General features: G+C 67.4%; 23 protein-coding genes. 14 read left to right on the forward strand and 9 right to left on the reverse strand.

The genetic code is table 11. The features are described 5' to 3' along the window. Nucleotides 1-71: 71 nt before the first annotated feature. Nucleotides 72-1,409, forward strand: coding sequence for an NAD(P)H-dependent oxidoreductase (locus QEP15_RS23465; RefSeq protein WP_175234831.1), 1,338 nt, complete (start codon nt 72-74; stop codon nt 1,407-1,409). 14 nt (nt 1,410-1,423) lie between these two features. On the opposite strand, the gene QEP15_RS23470 is transcribed toward QEP15_RS23465, so the two are convergent. Both QEP15_RS23470 and QEP15_RS23475 read right to left on the reverse strand, forming a co-directional pair. Beyond that, nucleotides 1,424-2,170, reverse strand: a complete 747-nt coding sequence (locus QEP15_RS23470; RefSeq protein WP_056320473.1) for a FadR/GntR family transcriptional regulator — start codon at nt 2,168-2,170, stop codon at nt 1,424-1,426. Between the two features lie 152 nt (nt 2,171-2,322). Then, nucleotides 2,323-3,060, reverse strand: coding sequence for an SDR family NAD(P)-dependent oxidoreductase (locus tag QEP15_RS23475; protein ID WP_217618244.1), 738 nt, complete (start codon nt 3,058-3,060; stop codon nt 2,323-2,325). Nucleotides 3,061-3,553: 493 nt separating this feature from the next. Here QEP15_RS23475 and QEP15_RS23480 point away from each other — a divergent pair, with 493 nt between their 5' ends. The 10 genes from QEP15_RS23480 (at nt 3,554) to lpdA (ending at nt 14,927) form a co-directional block, all read left to right on the forward strand. Continuing rightward, entirely contained in the window at nt 3,554-4,789 is a 1,236-nt protein-coding gene (locus QEP15_RS23480) for a branched-chain amino acid ABC transporter substrate-binding protein (protein WP_217618243.1), read from the forward strand. Nucleotides 4,790-4,935: 146 nt separating this feature from the next. Then, nucleotides 4,936-5,877, forward strand: a complete 942-nt coding sequence (locus QEP15_RS23485) for a branched-chain amino acid ABC transporter permease (RefSeq protein WP_217618242.1) — start codon at nt 4,936-4,938, stop codon at nt 5,875-5,877. Next, nucleotides 5,874-7,154, forward strand: a complete 1,281-nt coding sequence (locus QEP15_RS23490; RefSeq protein ID WP_217618241.1) for a branched-chain amino acid ABC transporter permease — start codon at nt 5,874-5,876, stop codon at nt 7,152-7,154. Before QEP15_RS23485 ends, QEP15_RS23490 begins: the two co-directional genes overlap by 4 nt. Further along, a complete protein-coding gene (locus QEP15_RS23495; RefSeq protein ID WP_142052660.1) occupies nt 7,151-7,903 on the forward strand; it encodes an ABC transporter ATP-binding protein in 753 nt (250 codons plus the stop codon). Before QEP15_RS23490 ends, QEP15_RS23495 begins: the two co-directional genes overlap by 4 nt. Then, nucleotides 7,900-8,619 (forward strand): ABC transporter ATP-binding protein, encoded by a 720-nt coding sequence (locus QEP15_RS23500; RefSeq protein ID WP_152382795.1) that lies wholly within the window; start codon nt 7,900-7,902, stop codon nt 8,617-8,619. Before QEP15_RS23495 ends, QEP15_RS23500 begins: the two co-directional genes overlap by 4 nt. Before the next feature lie 36 nt (nt 8,620-8,655). After that, nucleotides 8,656-9,444 carry an SDR family NAD(P)-dependent oxidoreductase gene (locus QEP15_RS23505; RefSeq protein ID WP_152382796.1) on the forward strand — a complete coding sequence of 263 codons (789 nt, stop codon included), beginning with the start codon at nt 8,656-8,658 and terminating at the stop codon, nt 9,442-9,444. 39 nt (nt 9,445-9,483) lie between these two features. Beyond that, nucleotides 9,484-11,667, forward strand: a complete 2,184-nt coding sequence (locus QEP15_RS23510) for an alpha-ketoacid dehydrogenase subunit alpha/beta (protein WP_180097425.1) — start codon at nt 9,484-9,486, stop codon at nt 11,665-11,667. Next, complete coding sequence (locus QEP15_RS23515; RefSeq protein WP_180097422.1) at nt 11,664-12,152, forward strand: VOC family protein; 489 nt, start codon at nt 11,664-11,666, stop codon at nt 12,150-12,152. The genes QEP15_RS23510 and QEP15_RS23515 overlap by 4 nt, the downstream gene beginning before the upstream one ends. Nucleotides 12,153-12,162: 10 nt before the next feature. Further along, nucleotides 12,163-13,521, forward strand: coding sequence for a pyruvate dehydrogenase complex dihydrolipoamide acetyltransferase (locus QEP15_RS23520; protein WP_152382799.1), 1,359 nt, complete (start codon nt 12,163-12,165; stop codon nt 13,519-13,521). Between the two features lie 8 nt (nt 13,522-13,529). Beyond that, nucleotides 13,530-14,927, forward strand: coding sequence for a dihydrolipoyl dehydrogenase (gene lpdA / locus QEP15_RS23525; protein ID WP_152382800.1), 1,398 nt, complete (start codon nt 13,530-13,532; stop codon nt 14,925-14,927). Between the two features lie 80 nt (nt 14,928-15,007). Here the strand turns inward: lpdA and QEP15_RS23530 are convergent, their stop codons facing one another. From QEP15_RS23530 to QEP15_RS23555, 6 genes are all read right to left on the reverse strand, one after another. Continuing rightward, the gene (locus QEP15_RS23530) at nt 15,008-15,889 is read right to left on the reverse strand and encodes a LysR family transcriptional regulator (protein ID WP_152382801.1); all 882 of its coding nucleotides are present in this window, start codon (nt 15,887-15,889) and stop codon (nt 15,008-15,010) included. A gap of 19 nt (nt 15,890-15,908) precedes the next feature. After that, on the reverse strand, nt 15,909-17,264 hold the full coding sequence (locus QEP15_RS23535) for a type II toxin-antitoxin system HipA family toxin (RefSeq protein ID WP_152382802.1): 1,356 nt from the start codon (nt 17,262-17,264) through the stop codon (nt 15,909-15,911). Nucleotides 17,265-17,266: 2 nt separating this feature from the next. Then, a complete protein-coding gene (locus QEP15_RS23540; protein ID WP_152382803.1) occupies nt 17,267-17,527 on the reverse strand; it encodes a helix-turn-helix domain-containing protein in 261 nt (86 codons plus the stop codon). 230 nt (nt 17,528-17,757) lie between these two features. After that, the gene (gene ilvD, locus QEP15_RS23545) at nt 17,758-19,626 is read right to left on the reverse strand and encodes a dihydroxy-acid dehydratase (protein ID WP_063954592.1); all 1,869 of its coding nucleotides are present in this window, start codon (nt 19,624-19,626) and stop codon (nt 17,758-17,760) included. A 106-nt stretch (nt 19,627-19,732) separates the two neighbouring features. Beyond that, nucleotides 19,733-20,542, reverse strand: coding sequence for an AraC family transcriptional regulator (locus QEP15_RS23550; protein ID WP_280148168.1), 810 nt, complete (start codon nt 20,540-20,542; stop codon nt 19,733-19,735). Beyond that, the gene (locus tag QEP15_RS23555; RefSeq protein ID WP_152382806.1) at nt 20,539-21,438 is read right to left on the reverse strand and encodes a LysR family transcriptional regulator; all 900 of its coding nucleotides are present in this window, start codon (nt 21,436-21,438) and stop codon (nt 20,539-20,541) included. Before QEP15_RS23555 ends, QEP15_RS23550 begins: the two co-directional genes overlap by 4 nt. Nucleotides 21,439-21,594: 156 nt before the next feature. Here QEP15_RS23555 and QEP15_RS23560 point away from each other — a divergent pair, with 156 nt between their 5' ends. The 3 genes from QEP15_RS23560 to QEP15_RS23570 all read left to right on the forward strand — a co-directional run bounded on the left by QEP15_RS23560 (nt 21,595) and on the right by QEP15_RS23570 (nt 24,655). Continuing rightward, nucleotides 21,595-22,140 carry a GNAT family N-acetyltransferase gene (locus QEP15_RS23560; protein WP_280148169.1) on the forward strand — a complete coding sequence of 182 codons (546 nt, stop codon included), beginning with the start codon at nt 21,595-21,597 and terminating at the stop codon, nt 22,138-22,140. After that, complete coding sequence (locus QEP15_RS23565) at nt 22,137-23,378, forward strand: MFS transporter (RefSeq protein ID WP_280148170.1); 1,242 nt, start codon at nt 22,137-22,139, stop codon at nt 23,376-23,378. The genes QEP15_RS23560 and QEP15_RS23565 overlap by 4 nt, the downstream gene beginning before the upstream one ends. A gap of 302 nt (nt 23,379-23,680) precedes the next feature. Then, nucleotides 23,681-24,655 carry an IS110 family RNA-guided transposase gene (locus tag QEP15_RS23570; protein WP_142051405.1) on the forward strand — a complete coding sequence of 325 codons (975 nt, stop codon included), beginning with the start codon at nt 23,681-23,683 and terminating at the stop codon, nt 24,653-24,655. 513 nt (nt 24,656-25,168) lie between these two features. Here the strand turns inward: QEP15_RS23570 and queC are convergent. After that, the gene (gene queC / locus QEP15_RS23575; RefSeq protein ID WP_175156473.1) at nt 25,169-25,888 is read right to left on the reverse strand and encodes a 7-cyano-7-deazaguanine synthase QueC; all 720 of its coding nucleotides are present in this window, start codon (nt 25,886-25,888) and stop codon (nt 25,169-25,171) included. Between the last annotated feature and the right edge of the window lie 162 nt (nt 25,889-26,050).

Here is a 26,050-nt window from a genome sequence, read left to right on the forward strand (position 1 = left end):
ATCCTGTTCAGGCGTCATCGTTTGGGACTATCCTGTGGAGTCGTACGCCCCACCCGGGAGGAGCCCGCGCCATGAATCTGTACCGCCTGCTCAAGCAGCGAGAAGCCGACCACAAGCCTCTGCGAGTCGCATTGTTGGGCGCCGGAAAATTCGGCGCCATGTTCATGAGCCAGGCCCCGCGCACGCCGGGCATCCGCCTGGTGGCGGTGGCGGACCTGGTGCCGGATCGGGCCCGCGCCGCGCTGACCCGTGTCGGCTGGCCGGCAGGCGCGCTCAACGCCAGCAGCATCAATGACGCCTACAAGAACGGCAAGGTCTATTTCTGCGACGACGCGCGCACCGTCATCGCCAGCCCCGACGTCGACATCGTCATCGACGCGACCGGCCATGCCTCGGCCGGCATCACCCACGTGCTCACCTGCTGCGAATACGGCAAGCACATCATCATGGTCAACGTGGAGGCCGACGCCCTGGCCGGCCCGCTGCTGGCGCGCCGCGCGCGCGAAGCGGGCATCGTCTATTCGCTGGCCTACGGCGACCAGCCTGCCCTGATCTGCGAAATGGTCGACTGGGCCCGCGCCAGCGGCTTCGAGGTCATGGCCGCGGGCAAGGGCACCAAGTATCTGCCCGAATTCCACACCTCCACCCCCGACACCGTCTGGCCGTACTACGGCTTCACCGCCGAAATGGTGGCGGCGGGCGACTTCAACGCGCAGATGTTCAACAGCTTTCTGGACGGCACCAAGAGCGCCATCGAGATGGCGGCCGTCTCCAATGCCACGGGTCTTTTGCCGTCGCCCTCGGGCCTGCACTTTCCGCCGTGCGGCGTGGATGATCTGGCGCGTGTGCTGCGTCCCCGCGAGGACGGCGGCATGCTGCATCATCGCGGCCAGGTCGAGGTGATCTCGTCGCTGGAACGCGACGGCCGGCCGGTGTTCCGGGATCTGCGCTGGGGCGTGTATGTCACGCTTGCGGCCGACAGCGACTACGTGCGGCGCTGCTTTCAGGAATATGGCCTGGTCACCGATCCCAGCGGCAACTTCACCGCCATGTACAAGCCCTACCACCTAATCGGCCTGGAACTGGGCATCAGCGTGGCCAGCGTGGGCCTGCGGCGCGAGCCCACCGGCGCACCCGCAGGCTGGCACGGCGACGTCGTGGCCACCGCCAAGCGCGACCTGCAGGCCGGCCAGATCCTGGACGGCGAAGGCGGCTACACGGTGTACGGGCGCCTGATGCCTGCCCCCGATTCGGTCGAGGAAGGCTATCTGCCGCTGGGCTTGTCGAACAAGGTCAAGCTGAAGAACCCCGTGCGCCAGTCGCAGGCGATCCGCTGGCGCGACGTGGAGTACGACGAACGCTCGACCGCGGTGCAGTTCCGCCGCGAGATGGAGCAGACTTTCGCGTAGGCGCGGCCCCGCGGTCACACGGGCGCGGGGCGCTCCGCCTGAAACAACCGCAGCCGGTCCGCCGCGTTGCGCAGGTGCTCTTCGGCGGCGCGGCCCGCGGCGTCGGAATCACCGGCTTCAATGGCGGCAAAGATCGCCTGATGCTCGCTCTGCACGGCGGCCATGCGCTCGGCATACCTGCGGGCCGTGTTGTGGCGCGCGCTGCGGATGACGCGGCGCACGTTGGCTTCCAGGTAGTCGTTCAGCGCCACCAGGTGCGGGTTGTGCGTGGCCTGCACGATGGCCTGGTGGAATTGATAGTCTTCCTCGTCGCCCAGCTTGTCGTTGATGAGCGCGTACTCCATGCCCACCAGCGCCTGCCGCATCTTCTTCAGGTCGGGCTCGGTGCGCCGCTGCGCCGCATAGCGCGCGGCCGTGACTTCGATCGACAGCATCAGTTCCAGGATGTGCTCCAGGTCCTGGTTGTCGCCCGGCGTGGGCGCGGCGATGCGAAACGCGTTCTTCTGGAAATTCGGGTCAACGAAGACGCCGCTGCCCTGCTGCGACGTGACCAGCCCTTCGGACTTGAGGCGAGCCAGGGCCTCGCGCACGACCGCGCGGCTGACTGAGTGCATCTCCGTCAGTTGCTTTTCGGTCGGCAGGCGATCGCCGGGGGCCAGCACGCCTTGGCGTATCTGGTCGGCCAGGGCGTCCGCCACCGCCGCCGATAGCGAGCTGCGGGGCGCGGCGCGCGCCGGATCGGGTTCTTGACTTGGCTGCATGTGGATCGTTCGAACGTGAGGGCGGCGCGCGGGCGCGTCGGCCATGGTTATAGGAATGTCTCGCGTGGTGGTCCCGACAGGCTGGTTCGCGGCAGCGCCCTGGAAATTATAGGTTTGCCGGTTTTTTTTCCGGCGCGCCGCGTTCTGGCACTTTACGCGATATAGATCCCGCCATTGACCTGCATGACCTCGCCCGTCACGAAGGCCGCCAGCGGCGAACACAGGAACGCGATGGTCCCGGCGATTTCCTCGGCCGTGCCAAAGCGGCGCAGCGGCGTGCTTTCCAGCAGCTGCGCGCCCTTCTGCCCGATCAGGTCGTGCGTCATGGAGGTGGCGATGATGCCGGGCGCCACCGCGTTCACGCGGATCTGCGGGGCCAGCTCCAGCGCCAGGCTGCGGGTGAAGCTTTGCACCGCGCCCTTGGACGCGGCGTAGGCGGCGTGCGCGTAGCTGCCGCGCTGCGCAGCCAGCGACGTCAGGAGGACGATCGAACCGTCGTGGCGCAGATGGCGTTGGGCGGCGCGGCACACGTAGAACGTGCCGTCCAGGTTCACGCGCATCAGCGTGCGCCAGGACTCGTCGCTGGTGTCCTTGACGAGCTGCTCGGGGTAGATGCCCGCGCAGTGGACCAGATGGTCAAGCCCGCCAAAGTGCCGGGCCGCGGCCTCGAACACCCGTTCGCAGTCGTGCGACACCGACACGTCCAGCGCGTGCATGTAGACGCGCTGCCCGCTGGGATCGAGCTCGGCCGCCACTTCCTGCAACCGCGCGTTGTCGATGTCGGTCAGCACCAGCCGCGCGCCATGCGCGGCCATGAGGCGCGCCGTGGCCAAGCCGATGCCATTGCCCGCGCCGGTGATCGCGGCAACCTGCCCCTCGAACGAAATCATCCTGTCTCCTGAAGCTGTTTTTGGCGGCCCGCGTCGCGTTCGCGGCAGCGGCTCGAATTCAGATTGAACGCCTGAATCGGTTGCTTGACACGAGAAAAACGCTTGCCCTATGATTTATCGGACAACTTAATAAAGTTGCCTGACAACTTGTTCGCCAAAGCGTAAATCAACTGCCGCTTTCAGGCAAGTCAGTCAGAAAAACACGGCGTCACGCCGCATAAACAGGCAGGGGACAACCAGGTGAACTTCACCGGCAGCATGACCGCATCCGCGCCCTCGGCACGTCCGACGGCGCATCCTCAGACGCCCCGGCGGCTTCATGCCCTGCCCGGCCGGCGCCTCGCCCTGGCGCCCCGCGCGTCCACGGCCGGCGTCATTGCCCCGTCTTCGCTCCGCATCGCCTGCCCGCCCTCGCGGCGCGCGGGCGATGCGGCGTTCGCACCTGCCTGACCCACGCAAATCAACACACTCCCGTTCCACGGAGGAGACACGCATGAAATTGGCTTTCACCACCGGTCTGCTGTGCCTGGCCGGACTCGCCGCCACCGCCCACGCCGCACCCGTCAAGATCGGCCTGATCGAAACGCTGTCGGGCCCGCAGGCCTCGACCGGCCTGATGTTCCGCGCCGCCGTCAAATACGAGCTGGACCGCATCAACGCCGCCGGCGGCTGGAATGGCCAGCCGCTGGAGCTGGTGGAGTTCGACAACCAGGGCGGCCCCGTGGGCGCCTCGGACCGTTTCCGAGCCGCGGCCGCCGAGGGCGTGCAGGTGCTGGTGCAGGGATCGTCGTCCGCCATTTCCGGCCAGCTCACGGAAGACGTGCGCAAGCACAACCTGCGCAACCCGGGCAAGGAGATCGTGTTCCTGAACGTGGGCGGCGAAGCGCTGGAGCTGACCGGCCAAAAGTGCCACTTCTACCACTTCCGCTTCACCACCAACGCCGACCTGCGCGTGAAGGCGCTGGCATCCGTCATGTCCGCCGACGGCACGCTGGGCAAGCGCGTGTACGCCATCAACCAGAACTACTCGTGGGGCCAGGACATGGAAGGCGCGACCGAGCGCTTTGCCAAGGAGTACGGCTACGAGGTCGTGGGCAAGACGCTGCACGAGGTCAACAAGATCCAGGACTTCGCGCCCTATGTCGCGCGCATCCGCTCGGCCACGCCCGACACCGTGGTCACCGGCAACTGGTCCAACGACCTGCTGCTGCTCATGAAGGCCACGCAGGCCGCCGGTCTGAAGGTGCGCTTTGCCACGGTGTTCCTGGACCAGGTCGGCAACCTGGCCAACGCCGGCGAGGTCGCGCTGGGCCATTACATCGCGCACCCGTACAACATCGAGGCCGCCGGCGAGGAAGGCGCGGCGTTCGCCGAGGACTACAAGTCCAAGACCGGCCACTACCCCAGCTACACCGAGCCGCAGACCGTGATCGGCGTGCGCTTCCTGGGCGAGGCCTTGAAGCAGGTCAAGCCGCAGGACGGCAAGCTGCCGGTGCCCGAACTGGCGCTGGCGCTGGAGAAGGTCACCTACAAATCGGCGCTGGGCGAATACACCATGCGCGCCGAAGACCACCAGGTGCAGTTGCCGATGGTGGTGTCCAAGGTGGGCAAGAACGCCAAGTACAAGGCCGATGGCACCGACATGGGCTTTGAACCCGTGAAGGTGCTGGCCGCGGGGGACGTGTCCGCGCCGGTGCAGGGCACCTGCAAGATGCAACGTCCGAAGTGATGCCCGCGCGGCGGGCTGTGCGCTGAAATGCGCGCGGGCCGCCGCCGGCACATGACAAGCGCACTCCCGGCGCGGGCCGGGCAAAAACAACGTGCGCAATCGCTCGCGGGACGCCTGGCGTCCCGCGCAAGAATCCTGGAGCGGACATGGAATACTTTACCGTCTCGCTGTTGAACGGCGTGATCTACGGCCTGCTGCTATTCATGGTGTCGGCAGGCCTGACACTGATTTTCGGGATGATGGGTGTGCTGAACTTCGCGCACGCATCGTTCTACATGATCGGCGCGTATGCCGCCTACACCCTCACGCCCGTCACGGGCTTCTGGACGGCGCTGGTGCTGGCCACGATCATCGCGGGCGTGCTGGGCATGGGCGTCGAACGCTTCTTCCTGCGCCGCGTGCACAAGTTCGGCCACGCGCAGGAACTGCTGGTGACCTTCGGGCTGGCGTTCATCGTCGCCGAGCTGATCAAGCTGTTCTACGGCGACTTTCCCGTCGACTACCGCGTGCCGCCGTTCCTGAACTTCGCGGCATTCCGCGTGTTCGACGCGGACTATCCGTTCTACCGCCTGCTGATGGGCGGCGTGTCGCTGGCGATGTTCGCCGTGATCTACCTGCTCTTGTCGCGTACCCGCGTCGGCATCGTGGTGCGCTCGGCCATCTACCGGCCGCGCATGGCCGAGGCGCTGGGCCATAACGTGCCGCTGGTCTTCATGAGCGTGTTCGGCGTGGGCGCGGGGATGGCGGGCCTGGCCGGCGCGGTCGCGGGCGCCTTCTACACCACCAACCCGAACATGGCGCTGGAACTGGGCGTGCTGGTGTTCGTGGTTGTCGTGGTGGGCGGCCTGGGCTCGCTGGAAGGCGCGATGATCGCGTCGCTTCTGATCGGCCTGATCAGCTCGTTCTCGGTCGGCATCGACGCCAGCCTGGCGACGCTGTTTGGTCTGTTCGGCGCGCGTGAGTGGGCCGAAAGCGTGGGCGGGCTGATGACGGTGAAGATCTCCAGCCTGGCCGCAACGCTGCCGTTTCTCTTGATGCTGGTGGTGCTGCTGGTCAAGCCGTCGGGACTGAAGGGAGAGCAGGCATGAGCCATACCGCGACTTCCACCCGCCGCGCCACGGGCGCGCTGCTGTTGATCCTGTGCGTGGCCGCGCTGTGCGCGCTGCCGTGGCTGCTGCCTGCCGGCCAGCTCGTGGCGGCCGTGCAGATGCTGATCGCCGCGCTGTTCGCCTGCGCCTTCAACCTGCTGGCCGGCCAGGGCGGCATGCTGTCCTTTGGTCATGCCGCCTACTTTGGCGTCGGCACCTTCGCCACCATCCACGCGATGAATGCACTGGGCGGCGCGGGCCTATTGCCCACGCCGCTGATGCCACTGGTGGGCGGCGTGGCCGGGCTGCTGTTCGGCCTGGTCGCCGGCTGGTTCGCCACCATGCGATCGGGCGTGTATTTTTCGATGATCACGCTGGCGCTGGCCGAGCTGCTGCACGCGCTGGCGCCGCACCTGAAAAGCGTCTTCGGCGGCGAGGCCGGCGTGTCCGCGATGCGCATGCCGGCATGGGGCTTTACCTTCGGCTCGGACATCGAGGTGTACTACCTGGTGCTGGCGTGGGTGCTGGTGTCGCTGGCCGCGCTGTATGGCCTGACGCGCACGCCGCTGGGCCGGCTGACGCTGGGCCTGCGCGAAAACGCCAACCGTCTGCGCTACCTGGGCTACCGCCCGCATGCGCTCAAGACCATGGTGTTTGCGCTGTCGGCCATGTTTGCCGGCATCGCGGGCGGCTTGCAGGCGCTGAACATCGAAGCCGGCAACTACGTGCTGTTCGAGGTCAAGCTGTCCACCGACGCCGTGCTGTTTGCCTACATCGGCGGCGTCAATGCGTTCCTGGGACCGGTGCTGGGCGCGTCCATCCTGACCTTCCTGTCGCAGACGCTGGCCGACATCACGCGGTCGTGGCTGTTGTACCAGGGCATTCTCTTCGCGCTGGTGATGCTGTTCGTGCCGGACGGCCTGGTGGGCCTGGTGCAGCGCGCGGCCAAGTCGCTGCGCGAGCGCGGGCTGGCCAACTGGCTGCCGCGCGCCGCGGTGTCTGTGGCCGGAGGGCTGCTGCTCACCGGCGCCACCGTCTTCACGGTGGAACTGCTGCAACGCATGTTCGCGCGCGATTACCGCGCCCTCCTCGCCATGAACCCCGAGGCCGGCTGGCCCGCCATCCCGCTGTTCGGCCAGGACTGGGCGCCGCTTGCGGTATCGACCTGGCTGGTGCCGCTGGCATTGTTTGCCGCGGGCCTTGCCGCCTGCCGCTGGGCGCTGGCCCTGTGGCGCGACACGGGCGACGCCGCCCCCCTGCTGGAGCCCGCCCAATGAGCCACGAGATCCTGACCCTGACCGACGTGCGCAAATCCTTTGGTGAAGCGCAGATCATCCGCGGCGTGAACCTGGCGGTCGAAGCCGGCGAACGCCACGCCGTCATCGGCCCGAACGGCGCGGGCAAGTCCACGCTGTTTCACCTGATGTCGGGCTCGTTCGCGCCCACGTCGGGCGACATCAGCCTGCGCTCGCGCCCCATCGGCGGCCTGGCGCCCGAAGCCATCAACCGGCTCGGCCTGGCGCGCTCGTTCCAGATCACCAACGTGTTCCCGCGCCTGCCGGTGCGCGAAAACCTGCGACTGGCGGTGCTGCGCATGCACGGCCTGGTCTACAACTTCTGGCGGCCCATCGCACGCAACCGCGCCGTCAACGAGGACGTGGACCGCCTGCTGGAGAAAGTGCGGCTGACGGCGCGCCAGGACACGGCAGCCGGCGACCTGAACTATTCCGAGCAGCGCTCGCTGGAAATCGGCATGACGCTGGCGTCGCGGCCCAAGGTGATCCTGCTGGACGAGCCCATGGCGGGCATGTCGCAGCACGAGGTCGACTACACGGTCGAACTCATCAAGGACGTGACGCGCGACTGCACCCTGCTGATCGTCGAGCACGACATGCAGGTGGTGTTCTCGCTGGCCGACCGCATCAGCGTGCTGGTCTACGGTGAGATCCTGGCCACCGGCACGCCCGCCGAGATCCGCGGCGATGCCCGCGTGCGCGAGGCCTACCTGGGAGAGGAAACGGTATGACGACGCAATCCCCCCTCTTGTCGCTGCAGGGCGTGCATGCCCATTACGGCAAGAGCCACATCCTGCACGGCATCGACCTGTCGATCGGGCGCGGCGAAGTCGTCAGCCTGCTGGGCCGCAACGGCGCGGGCCGCTCGACCACCATGAAAAGCATCATGGGCCTGGTGGACGTGACCGGCGGCCAGATCGCCATGGAAGGCCGCGACATCACCAACAAGCGTCCCTTCGAGATCGCCCGCGCGGGCCTGGCCTTCGTGCCCGAGGAGCGCGAGGTGTTCGCCAACCTGACGGTGGACGAGAACCTGCGCATGGGCGAGCAGCCCCGGCGTGACGATGCGCCGTACTGGACCTTGGCACAGATGTTCGACTACTTCCCGCGTCTGAAGGAACGCAGCAATACCCGCGCCGGCAACCTGTCGGGCGGCGAACAGCAGATGCTGACCATGTGCCGCTCGCTGCTGGGCAATCCCAAGGTCATCCTGATCGACGAGCCCACCGAAGGGCTGGCGCCCAAGATCGTCGAGGTGATCGCCGACGTCATCCGGGATATCCACAAGCAGGGCGTGTCGGTCGTGCTGGTCGAACAGAAACTGACGATCGCGCTGAAGGTGTCCACCCGCGTCAGCGTCATGGGCCACGGCCGCATCGTGTTCGAAGGACCGCCCGCGCAGCTGCATGAGCGCCAGGACGTCGTCCAGGAATGGCTGGCGGTCTGAGCCGCCTTACGTACTCACCTTACACAGGCACACATCGTGGACAACACCACTGAAGTCATTCATGCCGAGTTGCGCGGCCAGGCGGTCGTCATCACCGGCGGCGCGAAGGGCATCGGCTACAGCACGGCGCAGGCCTTTGCACGCCAGGGCGCGCGCGTCGCGCTGCTGGACATGGATGCCGGCGCGCTGGACGCCGCCGTCGCGGCCCTGACCGCCGACGGCGCGCAGGCCATGGCGGTGCAGGCGTCCGTCACGGATGCCGACGCCGTCGAGCGCGCCTTTGCGCAGGTTGCGGACACCTGGGGCGGCATCGACGTGCTGGTCAACAACGCCGGCATCTCGGCCAACAAGCCCACGCTGGAAGTCACCGTGGACGAATGGCGCCGCGCCGTCGACATCAACCTGACCGGAGTCTTCCTGTGCGCGCAGGCAGCCGGACGGCGCATGGTGCCCGCCGGCTCGGGCAGCATCATCAACCTGGCGTCCATGTACGGCGTGGTGGCCGCTCCCGACCGCGCCGCCTACTGCGCCACCAAGGGCGCGGTGGTGCTGCTGACCGAGACGCTGGCCGTCGAATGGGGCCCGGCGGGCGTGCGCGTCAATGCGCTGGCGCCAGGCTATGTCGAAACCGACCTGGTGCGCGACCTGGCCGCGCGCGGCCGGCTTGACCCCGAACGCCTCAAGCAACGCACGCCCCTGCGCCGCATGGCGCAGCCGGCCGAAATGGCCGACCTGGCGGTTTTCCTGGCTTCGCGCCAGGCCGCCTACATCACCGGACACACCCTGGTGGCAGACGGCGGCTGGAGCCGCTACAGCTACCTCTGATTGCCCCGACGCTTAAAAAAACACACTGGAGATTCATTCATGGCCACCTACCAACCGCTCGAGCCCCAGGCGCCCTGGCGGCAACTGACGGCCGAGGCCTCGGACTGGCAGCAGGCGGACCCCGCGCTGCTCGGCACGATGCTGACCCAACTGCACTGGATCCGCGCATTCGAGGAAGCCGTGCTGGAACTGGCCGCCGAAGGCCTGGTGCACGGTCCCGCGCACTCGTCGGTCGGGCAGGAAGGCGGCGCCGTCGGCTCGGTGCTGGCCCTGGGCGCCGGCGACCAGATCAACGGCTCGCACCGCGGCCACCACCAGTTCCTGGCCAAAGCGCTGCAGCACGTGGCGCCGCAGGGACTGGATCCGCGCAACCCGCTCACGCCCGCCATCGACGAGGTCCTGCACAAGACGCTGGCCGAGATCATGGGATTGGCAAACGGCTACTGCCGCGGCCGTGGGGGCAGCATGCACCTGCGCTGGCTGGAAGCGGGCGCGCTGGGCACCAACGCGATCGTCGGCGGCGGCGTGCCGCTGGCCGCCGGCGCGGGCTGGGCGCACAAGCACGCGGGCACGGATCGCGTGGCCGTGACGTACTTCGGCGACGGCGCGGTGAACATCGGCTCGGTGCTGGAAACGATGAACCTGACCGCCGCGTGGAAGACGCCGCTGTGCTTTTTCATCGAGAACAACCGCTACGCCGTGTCCACGACCGTGGAAGAGTCCACCGCCGAGCCGCGCCTGTCCGCGCGCGGCCTGGCCTTCAACATTCCCGCGTGGAAGGTCGACGGCATGGACCCGCTGGCCGTGCACCTGGCCATGTCGGAAGCCGTGGCGCACATGCGCGCGGGCAAGGGGCCCACCATCGTCGAGGTGGACGTCTACCGGTTCTTCCACCAGAACGGCCCCTTCCCCGGCAGCGCCTTCGGCTATCGCACCAAGGACGAAGAGGCGCAATGGCGCCTGCGCGATCCGCTGGACCGCATCGCGGCCGAGATGATCGGCCGCAAGCTGGTCACGCAGGCCGAGGTGGACGCGCTGCGCCAGCGCTGCAAGGACGTGATGAAGGAAGTGTCCGGCCGCCTGACCGAAGCGGCTGACGGCGGCAAGCGCCGCGTGCGCGCCGACCTGTGGCCCAGCCCGGATTTCCGCGACGTGGGCCTGCGCAGCGATGGCTCGGAACTGGCCGGCCTGCGCTACCAGGAGGCGGCGGACCACACCGGCGCCACCGTCACGCGCAAGTTCGTCGATGCGGTGGCCGACGTGCTGGACCGCCGCATGGAAACCGACCCCGGCGTCGTGGTGCTGGGCGAAGACGTGCACCGCCTGAAGGGCGGCACCAACGGCGCCACGCGCGGCCTGAAGGACAAGTATCCGGACCGCGTGCTGGGCACGCCCATTTCCGAAAACGCCTTTGCAGGACTGGGCGGCGGGCTGGCGATGGATGGCCGCTACAAGCCCGTCGTGGAATTCATGTACCCGGACTTCATGTGGGTCGCGGCCGACCAGATCTTCAACCAGATCGGCAAGGCGCGCCACATGTTCGGCGGCGACATCGACGTGCCCTTCGTGCTGCGTACCAAGGTCGCGATGGGCACGGGCTACGGCTCGCAGCATTCGATGGACCCGGCCGGCATCTTCGCCACCGCGCCCGGCTGGCGCATCGTCGCCCCGTCCACGCCGCACGATTACGTCGGCCTGATGAACACGGCGCTGGCCTCCAAGGACCCGGTGCTGGTCATCGAGCACGTCGATCTGTACGCGTCTTCGGGCGAGGTCCCCGAGAATGACCTGGACTACGCCATTCCGTTCGGCCGCGCGCAAGTGCGGCGCGAGGGTGGCAAGGTCACCATCCTGACGTACCTGTCCATGGTCAGCCGCGCGCTGGCGGCGGCCGAAGCGGCCGGCGTGGATGCGGAAGTCATCGACCTGCGCACGCTGGACCGCGCCAGCCTGGACTGGGACACCATCGGCGCCAGCATCAAAAAGACCAACAACGTGCTGATCGTGGAACAAGGCGCGCGCGGCACGTCCTACGGCGCCATGCTGGCCGACGAGATCCAGCGCCGCTACTTCGACTGGCTGGACCAGCCGGTCAAGCGCGTCACGGGCGGCGAGGCCTCGCCCAGCATCTCCAAGGTGCTGGAGCGCGCGGCGTTCGCCGATACCGATGAAGTGGTGGCGGGCCTGGCCGACGTGCTGGCCGACCTGGGGGAACAGCCATGACTGCCCTGCACATGACCGTGCCGATGGAAGTCGGCATCTGCTGCGCGGATCTTGATGCGCTGGCCGCGTTCTACACCGATGTGATGGGCCTGACGCTGGTGAATCGCGTGACCGTGCCGGCCGGCAAGGCGCAGGCCACGGGGCTCACGCCGCACGGCTACGACGTGGCGCGTCTGCAGACGCCTTATGGCGAGCGCATCAAGCTGCTGCAGCCGGCCGTGGCGCCCGAACCGGCCGTACGCGGCAAGGCCATTCTGGACCGCCAGGGCGCCGCCTACCTGACCTTCATCGTGCGTGACCTGCGCGGTGTGGTGCGCGATCTGCAATCAAAGGGCGTGGTCTTTGACAGCGCGCCCGCGCCCATGGAAGTGCGGCCGGGCACGTGGCTCGCCTTCTTCCGCGACCCAGAAGGCAATGTGCTCGAACTCGTCGAATACGACGACCCCGCCGCGTACCGGCCCGACCTGGCCCGCGCCGCTGAATAGGAAGAACATCGTGGCATACCTTATCAAGCTCCCCTCCGTTGCCGCCGACGCCTCCGGCGGCGTGCTGCACCAGTGGCTCAAGCAGGAAGGCGATCGCGTCGCCGTGGGCGAGGCACTGGCGGAAGTCGAAACCGAAAAGGCCATCGTCGAGATCAACGCCGAACAGGCAGGCGTGCTGGGCCGCATCGTCGTGCAGGCCGGGCCGGCCTCGGTGCCCATCAACACCGTGATCGGCGTGCTGGTCGCGGATGGCGAAGATGCAGCGGCGATCGATCGTGCGTTGGCCGAGCACGGTGGTGCGGCGGTGGCTGCCGGGTCGGCTGCTGGCGCGTCGGCAGATGGCGCGTCGGCTTCCGGAGCGTCGGCTCCCGGAGCATCGGCTCCCGAAGCGTCGGCTGCCTCGGCATCCGCTGGCGCTGCCTCTGCCTCTGCCTCTGCCTCGCAACAAGCCGGCAACGCGCCCGCGTCCGCCGCGCATTCCCCATCCGCATCCGCGACCGCGTCCGTCCCCGGCGGCCGCCTCTTCGCCAGCCCTGTCGCCCGGCGCCTTGCCGCGCAATGGCACGTCGACCTGCTGGGCGTCACCGGCACCGGCCCGCATGGCCGCATCGTGCGGCGGGACGTTGAAGCCGCGCGCGACCGTGCGCCGGCCGCTGCCCCCGCTGCCGCGCCGCTGGCTGGCCGGCCGGCCGCGCGCCGCGTGCCGCACACCGGCATGCGCCGCGCCATCGCGCGCCGCCTCACCGAAAGCAAGCAGCACGTGCCGCACTTCTACCTGACGGTCGACTGCCGCATGGACGCGCTGCTGGCGCTGCGCGCGCAGGCCAACCAAGGCGGCGCCGTCAAACTGTCGGTCAATGACTTCATCGTGCGCGCCGCCGCGCTGGCGCTGCGCGAGGTGCCCGAGGTCAACGCGTCCTGGCACGACGATGACATCGAGTACCACGCTGGCGCCGACGTCTCGGTGGCGGTGGCCACCGACGGTGGCCTGGTGACGCCCATCGTGCGCGATGCCGACGTCAAGCCGCTGTCCGCCATCTCGGGCGAGATCGCCGAGCTGGCCGGGCGCGCCAAGGTCAACCGCCTGAAGCCCGAGGAGTTCACGGGCGGCTCGCTGACCGTCAGCAACCTGGGCATGTACGGCATCAGCCAGTTCGCCGCCATCATCAACCCGCCGCAGGCCGCCATCCTGGCCGTGGGCGCGGCCGAACGCCGCCCGGTGGTCGACGCCGAGGGTCAACTCGCCGCCGCCACCGTGATGACGGTGACGCTATCGGCGGACCATCGCGTCGTGGACGGCGCAGTCGGCGCACGCTGGCTGGCGGCCTTCCGCACCCTGATCGAAAACCCCGTGCGCATCCTGCTGTGAGCCCCGCCATGACGAAGACGAGTTTTGATCTGGTGGTAGTGGGCGGTGGCCCGGGCGGCTACGTCGCCGCGATCCGCGGCGCGCAGTTGGGCATGTCGGTCGCGCTGGTCGAGCGCGCCGAACTGGGCGGCATCTGCCTGAACTGGGGCTGCATTCCCACCAAGGCGCTGCTGCATAGCGCCACCGTGCTGCGCGCCTGCCGCGAGGCCGCGCATTACGGCGTGACGGGCGCGGGTGAGGCCCGTCCCGATCTGGCCGCCATGGTCGCCCGGTCGCGCAAGGTCGCCGGCCGGCTGGGCCAGGGTGTCGCGCACCTGATGAAGAAGAACGGGGTGACGGTGTTTGCCGCCAGCGCCCGGCTTGCCGGGTCCGGCAAGCTGGCGCTGGACAACGGCGCCACACTGTCGGCCAAGCACATCATTCTGGCCACCGGCGCGCGCGCCCGCGAGTTGCCGGCGCTGCCCGTGGGCGAACGCATCTGGGCCTACCGGCAGGCCCTGGTTGCCGACGCGATCCCGACATCGCTGCTGGTGGTGGGCGCAGGCGCCATCGGCGCCGAGTTCGCCAGCTTCTATCGCGCGGTGGGCGCCGAGGTCACGCTGATCGACATGACGCCGGAGATCCTGCCTCAGGAAGACGCCGAGATTTCGCAGTTGGCGCGCAAGGCCTTCGAGAAGCAAGGTATCCGCGTCCTGACCCGCTGCGCGGTGACGGCCTCGTCTACCACCGCCGACGGCGTCAAGGTCACGCTGGAGCACGACGGCAAAAAGATCGAACAGACGTTCGACCGCGTCATCGTCGCCGCCGGCATCGTCGGCAATGTCGAGAATCTTGGCCTGGAAAAGACGCGCGTCAAAGTCGAAAAGACGCACATCGTCACCGACGGCCTGTGCCGCACCGGCGAGCCGGGCGTCTACGCGATCGGCGACGTGGCCGGCGCGCCGTGGCTTGCCCACAAGGCCAGCCACGAAGCCGTGCTGTGCGTGGAAGCCATCGCCGGCCTGCCCGTGCACGCCATCGACCCGCTGCGCATTCCCGCCTGCACCTACTCCTACCCGCAGGTCGCCAGCATCGGCATGACCGAAGCCCGCGCGCGCGAACACGCCACCCGTCACGGCGGCGACATTCGCGTTGGCAAATTCACCTTCGCCGGCAACGGCAAGGCGATTGCGATGGGAGAGGACCAGGGACTCGTCAAGACGGTCTTTGACGCCAAATCGGGCGAACTGCTGGGCGCGCACATCATCCACCCCGAGGCGTCCGAGCTGATCACGGGCTATGGCGTGGCCGCATCGTTGGAAGCCACCGAAGAAGACCTGATGCACACCGTGTTTGCGCATCCGACGCTATCGGAAACGCTGCACGAATCGGTGCTGGCGGCGTTTGGACGGGCATTGCACGCGTAGCCAATGTCGGTGTCTGACACCCTCGTGAGACAGGCGACATGCCCAGAGCACGTCCGCGGGGTGTCAGACACCTGCGCGCATCAAATCCGGCCCGCGTAAAAATCCAGGAAGCACGCAATGCGCCGCGATAGCTGCGTATTGCGGTGGTACACCGCGTGCATCGGTTGCAGGTAATCGGTGTATTCGCTTTCCAGCACCTTCACCAGCCGCCCGGCCGCGATGTCCTCGCGCACGACAAAGTCCGACAGGCAGGCGATGCCCACGCCGCGCAGCGCCAGTTGCCGCTGCGTTTCGCCGCTGGAGGTCGCCAGCGTCGGCGTCGCCTGAAAGCTCGAACCGCCCGCATGGCGCAGCGGCCAGAGATTCAGGCTTTCCGGCTGGGTAAAGCCCAGCAATTCGTGGTCCGCCAGATCCTCCACCGTGCGCGGCGCGCCACGGCGGGCGATGTAGTCGGGACTGGCCATCATCCAGCGCGGCGACGGCCGTAGCGCGCGGGCGTGCAGCGTCGAATCGGTCAGCGGCCCCATGCGCAGCGCGACATCGGTGCGATGCTCCATCAGGTCCACGATGCGGTCGTTGCTGGTGAGCTCCAGCGAGATCTCCGGATATGCGCGCCGGAACTCGGCCACGTGCGGCACCACGCAATGCAGCATCACCGGCACCGACGCATCCACGCGCAATCGCCCGGCCGGCCGTTGGTGCACCATCCGCATGCACTCCTCGGCCTCTTCCAATGCGGCCACGATCTGGCGCGCCTTGGGCAGGAAATGCCGGCCTTCCTCGGTCAGTTCCATGCGGCGTGTGGTGCGGTTCAGCAGCGTGACGCCCAGGTCTTCCTCCAGCCGCTGCAGGCCCCGGCTGACGCCCGACGCCGTCTGGCCGAGCATTTCGGCCGCGGCGCTGAGGGAACCGGCGTCGACCACGCCGAGGAACAGGCGCAAGGCTTCGGAGTTCAGGGGCATGGGTTTGGACTCCTTCTGGCTAACCCGCTAGTCTGTCTGCCGCGGCCTGCAGGCCATTCAGGATGGGAGTGGCCACGTGGTCCGGAAATGCGGGTGACAGTAAGTCGCGCACCACGCGCACGACTTCCGGCGTGCGTGAGACCAAGTCGTCGACCACCGCCTCCACGCCCCGGCCGTCAGGCGCCACCACACCGTGTTCCGCCCCCATCGCGAGCCAATGACGCCGCAGGATATCGCGCATGATCCAGTGGGGATTCCTGGTGCGCACTGCCATGGCCATGCGCGCCTTGAAGGGCGAAAGCTGATTGGCGCCGGTCCCGATAACGGGATAAGCAGACAGCACGTCGTACAGCGGCGTCAGTGCGTATGCGCCGCCCGGACGCATAAAAATGCTGAAGTTCTTTGCGTGGCCGTCCGTGGCGCGCAACATCCAGAACAAGACCTGCGCCTGAAAAAACGTGCGCCGATCAACATCGGGCTCGCGCGAAGTGGCCAGCAGCTTCATGATGGTGCGTACGCCCGGCCCGCCATCGGATTCGTACTTCAGATGCGGCGGCGTGGCCGTCGCCTGACACATGTCTTCCTGCGGCCGCCGGATCAGCCAGCGCTTGCCGTCGTCGTTGCGCCACCACATGCGGTCGAAGCGCTCGACCGCGAGCACCTTCATATCCTCGAACATCAAAGGCCGGGTGCGGGCCACCGGCATTCCATAAGCGTGGAGGATCTCGGAACATAGCCACTCGTTCTCTACCGAGTCGCTCATGTCGAACTTCAAGTTTCCAACGAGGCCAAGCGGCATCTTGAAGATATGCGTGGTTGGCGTGGCGCCGTGAGGCCTGCACCAGCGGCCATCGAACCACAGCATGGCCGTCTTTTCCTGTGCGCCGGCGATCGAGATGCGAAATTCGTCATCGTCATCCACATTGCGCCCCGCCCACGGCCCCGGCGTCAGGGTCGTGCGCAGCGCCTGGGCTACTTGCGCGTCGCTGAGGGCCGTGGCGTCAACCCGCGTCACATGCTCCGGCGCCTGGCCGTGGGGCATGACCTGCACCGCGCCGACGCAATCCCGGCCAATTTCAGCCAGCAACGAGAACGCATCGGTGGATCCCGTCTGAAACCGCCGCGCGACGCGCTCGCGCAAGTTCTGGCTGTCGGGCAGCAGATTTTCGAAGTAATTACGCACGGCTTCGCCGCGATGCGGCGGGTTGCCCGGCGTGAATGGAAGTGACAACGACAATGGCCGGCCGCGTTCGGAGGCGATCCACGTCTCGTCGTAGTGGAGCATCTCTCCGGTCTGGGGCTGGACGCTCCAGACGCCCACAAAATCCCCGTTCATCCAGAGATCCAGGGCGCGGTGCTGGGATCGTCGGCCCATGGTTACCAATCCGGTGTGGTCGATGACTCGGTCGCGGACGGCGCCGTGCGCTGCCGCAACACGACGTCCACGCCCAGGATGCCGAGAATTTCCAGCAACCGGTCGGCGCCGAGCTTGCCCGCATTGCGCTCGAACGCCGATAGCGTCTGCTGCGTCACGCCCAGACGTAGCGCCGCCGCAGCCTGGGTCATGCCGGCCTGCTTGCGGAATGCCCGCAGCAAAGCGGGGAGCTGGTCCGCCGTGTGGACGGTGAAGTCGGGCATGCCAAACTCGCGCAGATGAAGGTTTACAGATTCTAGGCTGTAAATTTCGAATACGCAATTCAAGCTGTATTTCCGAAAAACAGCTTTTAAACTGTTTATTCTAAATACAGCTTGAATATTGTATTTCAGACATTGCTGGATGGCGTCTACTAATACGCGTCGTGCCTCACTGCACAATAAAAAGGCGGCGCCCGAAGCGCCGCCTTTCTCAGCAACCGACCATCAACCGATCACCGCTTGCCTTTCAGCTTGAGCTGCGACAGATCGCGCACCGCACCGCGATCGGCCGACGTGGCCAGCGCGGCGTAGGCCTGCAGTGCCTGCGACACCACGCGTTCGCGGCCCACCGGCTCCCAGCCGTCGGCGCGCGCATCCATCGCGGCGCGGCGGCGGGCCAGTTCGTCGTCGGACACGGCCAGGTGGATCTTACGGTTGGGGATGTCGATCTCGATCGTGTCGCCTTCTTCGACCAGGCCGATGGTGCCGCCTTCGGCCGCTTCCGGCGAGGCGTGGCCGATCACCAGACCGGACGAGCCGCCCGAGAAACGGCCGTCGGTAAAGAGCGCGCAGGTCTTGCCCAGGCCCTTGGACTTCAGGTAGGACGTGGGGTACAGCATTTCCTGCATGCCGGGGCCGCCCTTGGGGCCTTCGTAGCGGATCACCACCACGTCGCCCGCGACGACCTTGTCGCCCAGGATGCCTTCAACGGCGTCGTCCTGGCTTTCGAAGACGCGTGCGCGGCCCGTGAAGACCCATTGCGACTCGTCCACGCCGGCCGTCTTCACGATGCAACCCTTTTCCGCCAGGTTGCCGTACAGCACGGCCAGGCCGCCGTCCTTGGAATAGGCGCTTTCCTTGCTGCGGATGCAGCCCGTCTTGCGGTCGGTGTCCAGCGTCAGGAACGTGGCGTCCTGGCTGAAGGCGACCGTGGTCGGGATGCCGCCGGGCGCCGCGCGGTAGAACTTTTTGGCTTCTTCGCTGGCGTTGCCGGCCACGTCCCATTGCTGGATGGCGTTGCCCAGCGTGCCGCTGTGCACGTTGCCGCAGGACAGGTCCAGCAGATCGGCGCGCGCCAGTTCACCCAGGATGCCCAGGATGCCACCGGCGCGGTGCACGTCTTCGATGTGGTACTTGTCGGTGGCGGGCGCCGCCTTGCACAGGCACGGCACCTTGCGCGAGATGCGGTCGATATCGGCCATGGTGAAGTCCACACCGGCTTCCTGCGCCGCGGCCAGCAAGTGCAGCACGGTGTTGGTCGAACCGCCCATCGCCACGTCCAGCGCCATCGCGTTCTGGAACGCGCTCTTGGTGGCGATGTTGCGCGGCAGGACGGATTCGTCTTCTTCGACGTAGTAGCGGCGGCACAGGTCAACGACCAGACGGCCGGCCTGTTCGAACAGCCCCTTGCGCCAGGCGTGCGTGGCGACGATGGTGCCGTTGCCCGGCAGCGCCAGGCCGATGGCTTCGGTCAGGCAGTTCATCGAGTTGGCGGTGAACATGCCGGAACAGGAGCCGCAGGTGGGGCAGGCGCTGCGCTCGACTTCGGCGACTTCCGCGTCCGACACGTTGGGATCGGCGGCCTTGATCATGGCGTCGACCAGATCGATCTTGGCGATGACCTTGCCGTCGGTGGGCGACTTGACCTTGCCCGCTTCCATCGGGCCGCCGGACACGAACACGACCGGAATGTTCAGGCGCATCGCGGCCATCAGCATCCCCGGGGTGATCTTGTCGCAGTTCGAGATGCAGACCATGGCGTCGGCGCAGTGCGCGTTGACCATGTATTCCACCGAGTCCGCGATGAGTTCGCGCGACGGCAGCGAATACAGCATGCCGCCGTGACCCATGGCGATGCCGTCGTCCACGGCGATGGTGTTGAATTCCTTGGCGACGCCGCCGGCGGCTTCGATTTCCTTGGCCACCAGCGCGCCCAGGTCGCGCAGGTGCACGTGGCCGGGGACGAACTGCGTGAACGAGTTCACCACGGCGATGATCGGCTTGCCGAAGTCGCCATCCTTCATGCCGGTGGCGCGCCACAAGGCGCGGGCGCCGGCCATGTTGCGGCCGTGGGTCGAAGTGCGGGAGCGGTAGTGCGGCATGATCTGTCTCAGGCTGTAGCTGTTAGCGTGGGCGGCAAAACGGTAAATAATACGCTGGTTCCGCCCCCGGCCGCCCCGAGGCCGTGCTGAAACGGACACGCGGCCGTCAGGCGGACGCCACGCTGCGCGCCGCAAAGGCGCTGGGCGACTCCCCCAGCGCCTTGCGGAACATGGCCGCGAACGCGCTGGGGCTTTCGTACCCCAGGTCCAGCGCCACATCCAATACCCGATCGCCCCGCGCCAGCCGCTCCATCGCCGCCAGCAGCCGCGCCTGCTGGCGCCAGCGGCCGAACGTCATGCCCGTATGCCGCAGAAAAAGCCGATGCACCGTCTTGGGATCCACCCCCAACGCCCGCGCCCAGTCGGCCGCCCCGTCCTGACGTTCCGGATGCCGCACGATGGCCCGGCAGATCCGGGCAAGGCGCGGCTCCGACGGCTGCGGCAGATGCAGCGGCAGCGCGGGCTCCTGGCGCAGCTCGTCCAGCAGCAGCATCATCAGCCGGCCGTCGCGCGTGTCCGACGCCCAGTCCAGCGGCACCTGGGCGGCGGCCGCCATCAACTCGCGCAGCAAGGGCGACACCGACAACACGCAGCACTGCGCGGGCAGATGCGCCGCCGCGCCGGGTTCCACAAACACGGTGCGCATGCGCGGTTCGCCGCTCATGCGGATGCCGTGCGTCACCCACGCCGGCACCCACACGCCGCGCGTCGGCGGCACCACCCAGATACCCGCGTCCGTATCCACCACCATCACGCCCGAGATCGCATAGACCAGCTGTCCGCGCCGATGGCGATGGCGCTTGACGCGATGCCCGTCCGGGTAGTCCACGGCCAGCCCCGCCACCGGACGGCGCGACGACTCATAGGGATAAAGATCCAGTTCGGCCGGCGTGCGCGGCAGGGAGGACGCCGTCATGGCGTATCCCCTCGCAGCGCCAGCAGCGCATCCTGCAGATGCCGCAGCCCGCGGCTGAGCGGCTTGTCGCGCCGCAGGACAATCGCCAGGTCGCGCGACAGGCGCGGCGTCAGCGAGCGTACCTCCAGCGCCTCGCGCCGGCCCGCGCCCGACACCGCCAAGCGGGGCAACACCGCGCAGCCCAGGCCCGCCCCCACGATCTCCTTCATCGCCTCCGTGCTGCCCAGTTCCATGATCGGCTTGGCCGCCACGCCCGCCGCCCCGAACCAGTCGTCCACCAGCCGCCGCGTACGCGCGCCCGGCTCGAACAGCACCAGCGGCATCCGCGCCAGCGCCTGCGGCGTCACCGCCTCGGGGATGGCGGCCGCATCGCGCGCCGGAAAGATCGCCACGAATTCGTCCTCCATCAACGGCGTCGCCTGGAACATGCGGCCCGGCGCGGGCAGCGTGATCAGCACGATATCCAGCGTATTGGCCTCCAGCCCGCGCAGCATGTCCGCCGTGTTGCCCGTGCTGGCCACGACGTCCAGCGCCGGAAACCGCTGACGCAGGTCCGCCAGCACCGGCGGCAGCAGATAGGTGCACGCCGTCGCGCCCGTGCCCAGCCGAATCCGCCCCGACACCTGCGACGCATGCGCGCTCATTGCCTGCTCGGCCTGCGCAATCGCGCCGTCGATCACGCGGATGTGCGCCAGCAGCTCCCGCCCCGCCGCCGTCGGCCCGGCGCGCCGACCCACGCGCTCGACCAGCTTCAGGCCAAAGCGCCGCTCCAACTGCCGGATCTGCAGGCTGACTGCCGGCTGCGTCACGCCCCCGCGCTCGGCGGCGGCGGAAAAACTGCCCAGTTCGATGACCTGCGCAAACGTGCGCAGGTGGTCCAGATTCAAGCCGCGCATGGCTCACACCAAAGTTTTGCTTATGAAAATCATAATAGACCAAAGCTTTATTAATGAAAGCGCTTGGCCCACACTGACGTTTTCATTGCCCAACCACGCGTCCATTCTTGCGGCTCCTTGCGCACCCGATCGCCCCCTAAATTTCCGGCCATTTCCATGTCGCCCCATTCGCCCACCGTCCTCATCCGCGACAGCGCGGAAGCCGATCTGCCCGCCGTCAAGACCATCTACGCGCACCACGTGCAGCACGGCACCGCCTCGTTCGAGCTCGACCCGCCCTCCATCGCCGAAATGCGCCAGCGCCGCGCCGGCGTCCTGGAAAAGGAAATGCCCTACCTCGTCGCCGAGATCAACGGCGAAGTCGTCGGTTACGCCTACGTCACGCCCTACCGCCCGCGCCCCGCGTACCGGCACACCGTCGAGGACTCCGTCTACGTCAAGGCCGGCCGCGCCGGACTGGGCATCGGCGGCAAGCTGCTCGCCGCCCTGATCGAGCGCTGCACCGCCGCCGGCTGGCGCCAGATGCTGGCCGTCGTGGGCGACAGCCGCAACGCCGCCTCGCTGGCGCTGCACGCCAGCCAGGGCTTTCACCCCGTCGGCACCCTGCGCTCCGTCGGTCACAAGCACGGCGAATGGCGTGACACCGTACTCATGCAGCGCAGCCTGGGCGACGGCGACACCACGCCCCCGCAACGCCCATGATCCGCCCCCGCGCCGTCATCTGCCTGGGGCTCACCCAGCTTGTCGGCTGGGGCGTCACCTTCTACCTCATCGGCGCCCTCGGCCCGGCCATGACCGCCGACCTCGGCTGGAATTCCGCCACCATCTACGGCGGCTTCTCCGCCGCCATTGTCGTCATGGCCCTGGTATCGCCCGCCGCCGGCGCCGCCGTGGACCGTTGGGGCGGCCACCGCGTCATGCCTGCCGGCGCCGTGCTGTCCGCGCTGGGCTGCGCCCTGCTCGCCGTCACGCACTCCCACGCCCTCTACTTCGCGGCCTGGGCCACGCTGGGCGTCGGCATGCGCCTGTGCCTGTACGACGCCGCCTTCGCCGCCCTGGCCCGCGCCGCCGGCCCCGCCGCGCGCCGGCCCATGTCCCAGATCACCCTCTTCGGCGGCCTGGCATCCACCGTCATGTGGCCCGTCGGCCACTTTCTTGCCGAATGGCTGGGCTGGCGCGGCGCCGCCTGGTGCTACGCCGCCCTGGCGCTCGCCACCGTCCCCCTCTACCTGGCCCTGCCCCGCCGCCGCTACACCGCCGCCACCCACACCGACCCCGGCAAGGCCGCCACCGCCCTGACCCGCACCGCCGCCGAACGCCGCCTGGCCGGCACCCTGTACGCCGTCATGGCGATGCTGACCAACTTCCTGGCCGCCGGCAACGCCGCCCACCTCTTCTCCCTGCTGACCGGCCTGGGCCTGGCCACCGCCGCCGCCGTCAGCGTCGCCGCCCTATGGGGCATCGGCCAATTCGCCGCGCGCCTCGGCGACGTCCTCGTCGGGGCCCGCCTGCATCCCCTGACCCTCAACCTGGCGGTGGGCCTCGCCCTCCCCCTATGCTTCCTGCTCGCCCTCGTTCCCGGCGGCAACCTCTACACCACCGCCGCCTACACCCTGCTCTACGGCGCCTGCAACGGCCTCATGACCATCACCCGCGGCACCCTGCCGCTGGCGCTCTTCGACTTCCGAAGCTACGGCGCGCTGGTCGGAGCGTTGCTGATCCCCAGCTTTCTGCTGACCGCCGCCGCACCGGTTGCGTATGCGTATGTCATCGAGTGGCAAGGCGCGAAAGCAGCAATGATGGCGTCCGCAGCGCTGGCAGCCGTCATTGCTGCGGCAGCGCTGATGCTGAGATGGAGGTTCATCGGGCGGGTGAATGAAGCGGCAGTGATGGCGGCCGCCACACCTGCCGTTGTACCGACGGCGCGGGATGGTGTTTGAGCGCTGGCGTCCTTGGGACGGTGTCAGACACCCAGGAGGCGGAGGCGCTAGATGGGATGGCGTTTCTGCAGGGTGTCAGACACCTTGTATCTTGGCCACTGTAGTGATTAGCTATCGCTACACGCGGACCGATGAGCGTGTTCAGACACCTAGAGCCTGGACTTTGTGGTTCAGATTACGCCTCGGTTCCGCACCTCTGAGCCGGCTGGACACTGGACGGTAGCCTAGGGCATTGGACCCTGTATGTACAAGGCAAGTGGGCGCAGCGGGCTTCTTTGGTATTGGCAAGGGAGCTTAGGTTTATGTTTTTTCTCGGAATTGACGTTTCTAAGGCGAAGCTGGATTGCGCGCTGCTTGGCAGCGATGCCAACAAACGCAAGACCAAGGTCGTACCCAACTCGATAGCGGGCGTGCAGACGCTGCTGCAGTGGTGCGCCAAGCAGGGAGCCGAGCCGGCGCAGTTGCATGCCGTGCTCGAGCCCACAGGGCAATATCACGAGCAGGCTGCCACGGCCCTGCATGACGCTTCAGTCAGTGTCTCGTTGGTCAACCCTGCCCAGGTGCGCGACTTCGCCGGGGCGCTGGCGGTGCGCTCCAAAACCGATGGGATCGATAGCTACGTGCTGGCCCGCTACGGTCAGGCGCTCAAGCCTGGGCTGTGGCGCCCCGCACCGCTGCATGCCCGTCAACTACGGGCCTTGTTGGCTCGGCGCGACGCGCTGGCCAAGGATCTGCAGCGCGAACTCAATCGCCAGGAGAAGACGCAGTTCAGTGATCCACCCGTGCTGGTCGAGGGATCCATCGCCAAAACGATCGCGTTCCTGCGTGAAGAGATCAAACGCCTGGATCATGCGATCAATGACCACATCGACCGCCACCCGGACCTGAAGGAGGATCGGGAACTGCTGACCAGCATCCCCGGCATCGGGGATCGAGCGGGGAACTCGATCCTGTCGATCATGCATAACCGGCCCATCGAGTCAGCCGAGGGCTTGGCCTCCTACTTGGGGGTGGTGCCGGTGCAACGCCAGTCCGGCACCAGTCTGAACAGCCGGCCGCGGCTATCTAAAACGGGTCCCAGCACAGTACGTGCCACCCTCTACATGGCCGCTATCGTCAGCAAGCGCTTCAACCCACACGTTGGTGCGCTTTACGCGCGACTCTTAGCAGCTGGAAAGAGCAAAATGGCCGCGCTAGGCGCGGCCATGAGAAAGCTGGTGCATCTGTGCTTCGGCGTGCTTAAAACTCGGACACCGTATCGGCCCGACTACGCCTGAGCGCTTGACGGTCAAGACGGTATCTAATGCGTCTTTGGGCGGTAACAACACCAAAATGCCGACGGCCACCTTGAAGAACCCCAACAAACCGCAGCCACACGCGAAGCGTCATCACCAAACGCAAGACACCGCGTAAGCCCCGCCAGGCCGCCCGCGCGGCCGTCGTGGGGCGGGCAACGAAAGATGCTCCAACCCCGCGCTAGCGCTGGCAAAAACCTCAAGAACTCGATTCGCCCCAGCGCCCGCCAAGCTGAAACCACCAGAGCTCGGCGTGTCGTCGGCCTGGGGTGCGCGGGGCGTGTAGATGCGCCCGAGGGAATCTGAAGGCAGTCGCCGAAGGCGACAACGAAGATGACGAAGGGGCAGTCCGGAGCGAAGGCTCCGGACCGCAATCGTAGCCCCGCGCGCCCCAGGCCGACGACGCGCCGGGCGTCTCAAGAACCAGCTCCAGTCCGCCGAAACACCAAGCGTCTCAAGAACCAGCCCCAGGCCACGGCCGAGCTGACCAGCCACTCACCCCTCTGCCGCCGAAGCCACCACCCATTTCTCCCACCCGATCTTCCTCAACTTGCAAGCCGGACACTCCCCGCACCCATACCCCCAATCATGCCGAGCCCCCCGCTCTCCCAGATAACACGTATGGCTTTCCTCGACGATCGTCTCCACCAACGCATCACCGCCCAGCGCATAGGCCAGCGCCCAGGTCTCAGATTTGTCGATCCACATCAGCGGCGTCTCGATCGTCACCCGTGCCCCCAGTCCCAGCCCCAACGCCACCTGCTGCGCCTTGATCGTGTCGTCCCGGCAATCCGGATACCCCGAGAAATCCGTCTCGCACATCCCCCCCACCAGCACGTCCAGCTGACGCCGATACCCCAGCGCCGCCGCCAACGTCAGGAACAGCAGATTGCGCCCCGGCACAAACGTATTCGGCAGCCCGTTGGCCTGCATCTCGATCGCGCGGTCGCTCGTCATCGCCGTATCGCCCACCTGACCCAGCACCTTCAGGTCCAGCAGATGATCCTCGCCCAACCGCGCCGCCCAGTCCGGAAAATTGGCCCGGATCTCGCGCAGCACATTCAGCCGCGCAGACAGTTCGATGTGATGACGCTGCCCGTAATCGAACGCCACCGTCTCCACATGCGCATAGCGGTCAAGCGCCCAGGCGAGGCAAGTGGTGGAATCCTGGCCGCCCGAAAACAGCACGAGCGCGCGACGTTGATGATTTTGCATAAAGGGGGCTTCTGGAATAACGAAGGGATACCTCGCACTTTAACCGAGCAAACCGCCTTCCCCGTAAGGAACGCTGCGTAAAATCGACCCATCATTTTCAAGGTTTGCCCGCAACGCCCGCTTCGACTTTTCCTCTTCCAACAGCCGTCAGACGGATCCCCG

Source organism: Achromobacter mucicolens (assembly GCF_029866465.1).
Classification (GTDB): Bacteria; Pseudomonadota; Gammaproteobacteria; order Burkholderiales; family Burkholderiaceae_B; genus Achromobacter; species Achromobacter mucicolens.

Coding starts and splice junctions, on each gene's coding strand:
- QEP15_RS23560 (WP_280148169.1), top strand. CDS start 21,595: ATGTCGCCCCATTCGCCCACCGTCCTCATCCGCGACAGCGCGGAAGCC.
- ilvD (WP_063954592.1), bottom strand. CDS start 19,626: ATGCCGCACTACCGCTCCCGCACTTCGACCCACGGCCGCAACATGGCC.
- QEP15_RS23515 (WP_180097422.1), top strand. CDS start 11,664: ATGACTGCCCTGCACATGACCGTGCCGATGGAAGTCGGCATCTGCTGC.
- QEP15_RS23495 (WP_142052660.1), top strand. CDS start 7,151: ATGAGCCACGAGATCCTGACCCTGACCGACGTGCGCAAATCCTTTGGT.
- QEP15_RS23555 (WP_152382806.1), bottom strand. CDS start 21,438: ATGCGCGGCTTGAATCTGGACCACCTGCGCACGTTTGCGCAGGTCATC.
- QEP15_RS23565 (WP_280148170.1), top strand. CDS start 22,137: ATGATCCGCCCCCGCGCCGTCATCTGCCTGGGGCTCACCCAGCTTGTC.
- QEP15_RS23490 (WP_217618241.1), top strand. CDS start 5,874: ATGAGCCATACCGCGACTTCCACCCGCCGCGCCACGGGCGCGCTGCTG.
- QEP15_RS23465 (WP_175234831.1), top strand. CDS start 72: ATGAATCTGTACCGCCTGCTCAAGCAGCGAGAAGCCGACCACAAGCCT.
- queC (WP_175156473.1), bottom strand. CDS start 25,888: ATGCAAAATCATCAACGTCGCGCGCTCGTGCTGTTTTCGGGCGGCCAG.
- QEP15_RS23540 (WP_152382803.1), bottom strand. CDS start 17,527: ATGCCCGACTTCACCGTCCACACGGCGGACCAGCTCCCCGCTTTGCTG.
- QEP15_RS23530 (WP_152382801.1), bottom strand. CDS start 15,889: ATGCCCCTGAACTCCGAAGCCTTGCGCCTGTTCCTCGGCGTGGTCGAC.
- QEP15_RS23480 (WP_217618243.1), top strand. CDS start 3,554: ATGAAATTGGCTTTCACCACCGGTCTGCTGTGCCTGGCCGGACTCGCC.
- QEP15_RS23535 (WP_152382802.1), bottom strand. CDS start 17,264: ATGGGCCGACGATCCCAGCACCGCGCCCTGGATCTCTGGATGAACGGG.
- QEP15_RS23485 (WP_217618242.1), top strand. CDS start 4,936: ATGGAATACTTTACCGTCTCGCTGTTGAACGGCGTGATCTACGGCCTG.
- QEP15_RS23510 (WP_180097425.1), top strand. CDS start 9,484: ATGGCCACCTACCAACCGCTCGAGCCCCAGGCGCCCTGGCGGCAACTG.
- QEP15_RS23475 (WP_217618244.1), bottom strand. CDS start 3,060: ATGATTTCGTTCGAGGGGCAGGTTGCCGCGATCACCGGCGCGGGCAAT.
- QEP15_RS23470 (WP_056320473.1), bottom strand. CDS start 2,170: ATGCAGCCAAGTCAAGAACCCGATCCGGCGCGCGCCGCGCCCCGCAGC.
- lpdA (WP_152382800.1), top strand. CDS start 13,530: ATGACGAAGACGAGTTTTGATCTGGTGGTAGTGGGCGGTGGCCCGGGC.
- QEP15_RS23500 (WP_152382795.1), top strand. CDS start 7,900: ATGACGACGCAATCCCCCCTCTTGTCGCTGCAGGGCGTGCATGCCCAT.
- QEP15_RS23570 (WP_142051405.1), top strand. CDS start 23,681: ATGTTTTTTCTCGGAATTGACGTTTCTAAGGCGAAGCTGGATTGCGCG.
- QEP15_RS23550 (WP_280148168.1), bottom strand. CDS start 20,542: ATGACGGCGTCCTCCCTGCCGCGCACGCCGGCCGAACTGGATCTTTAT.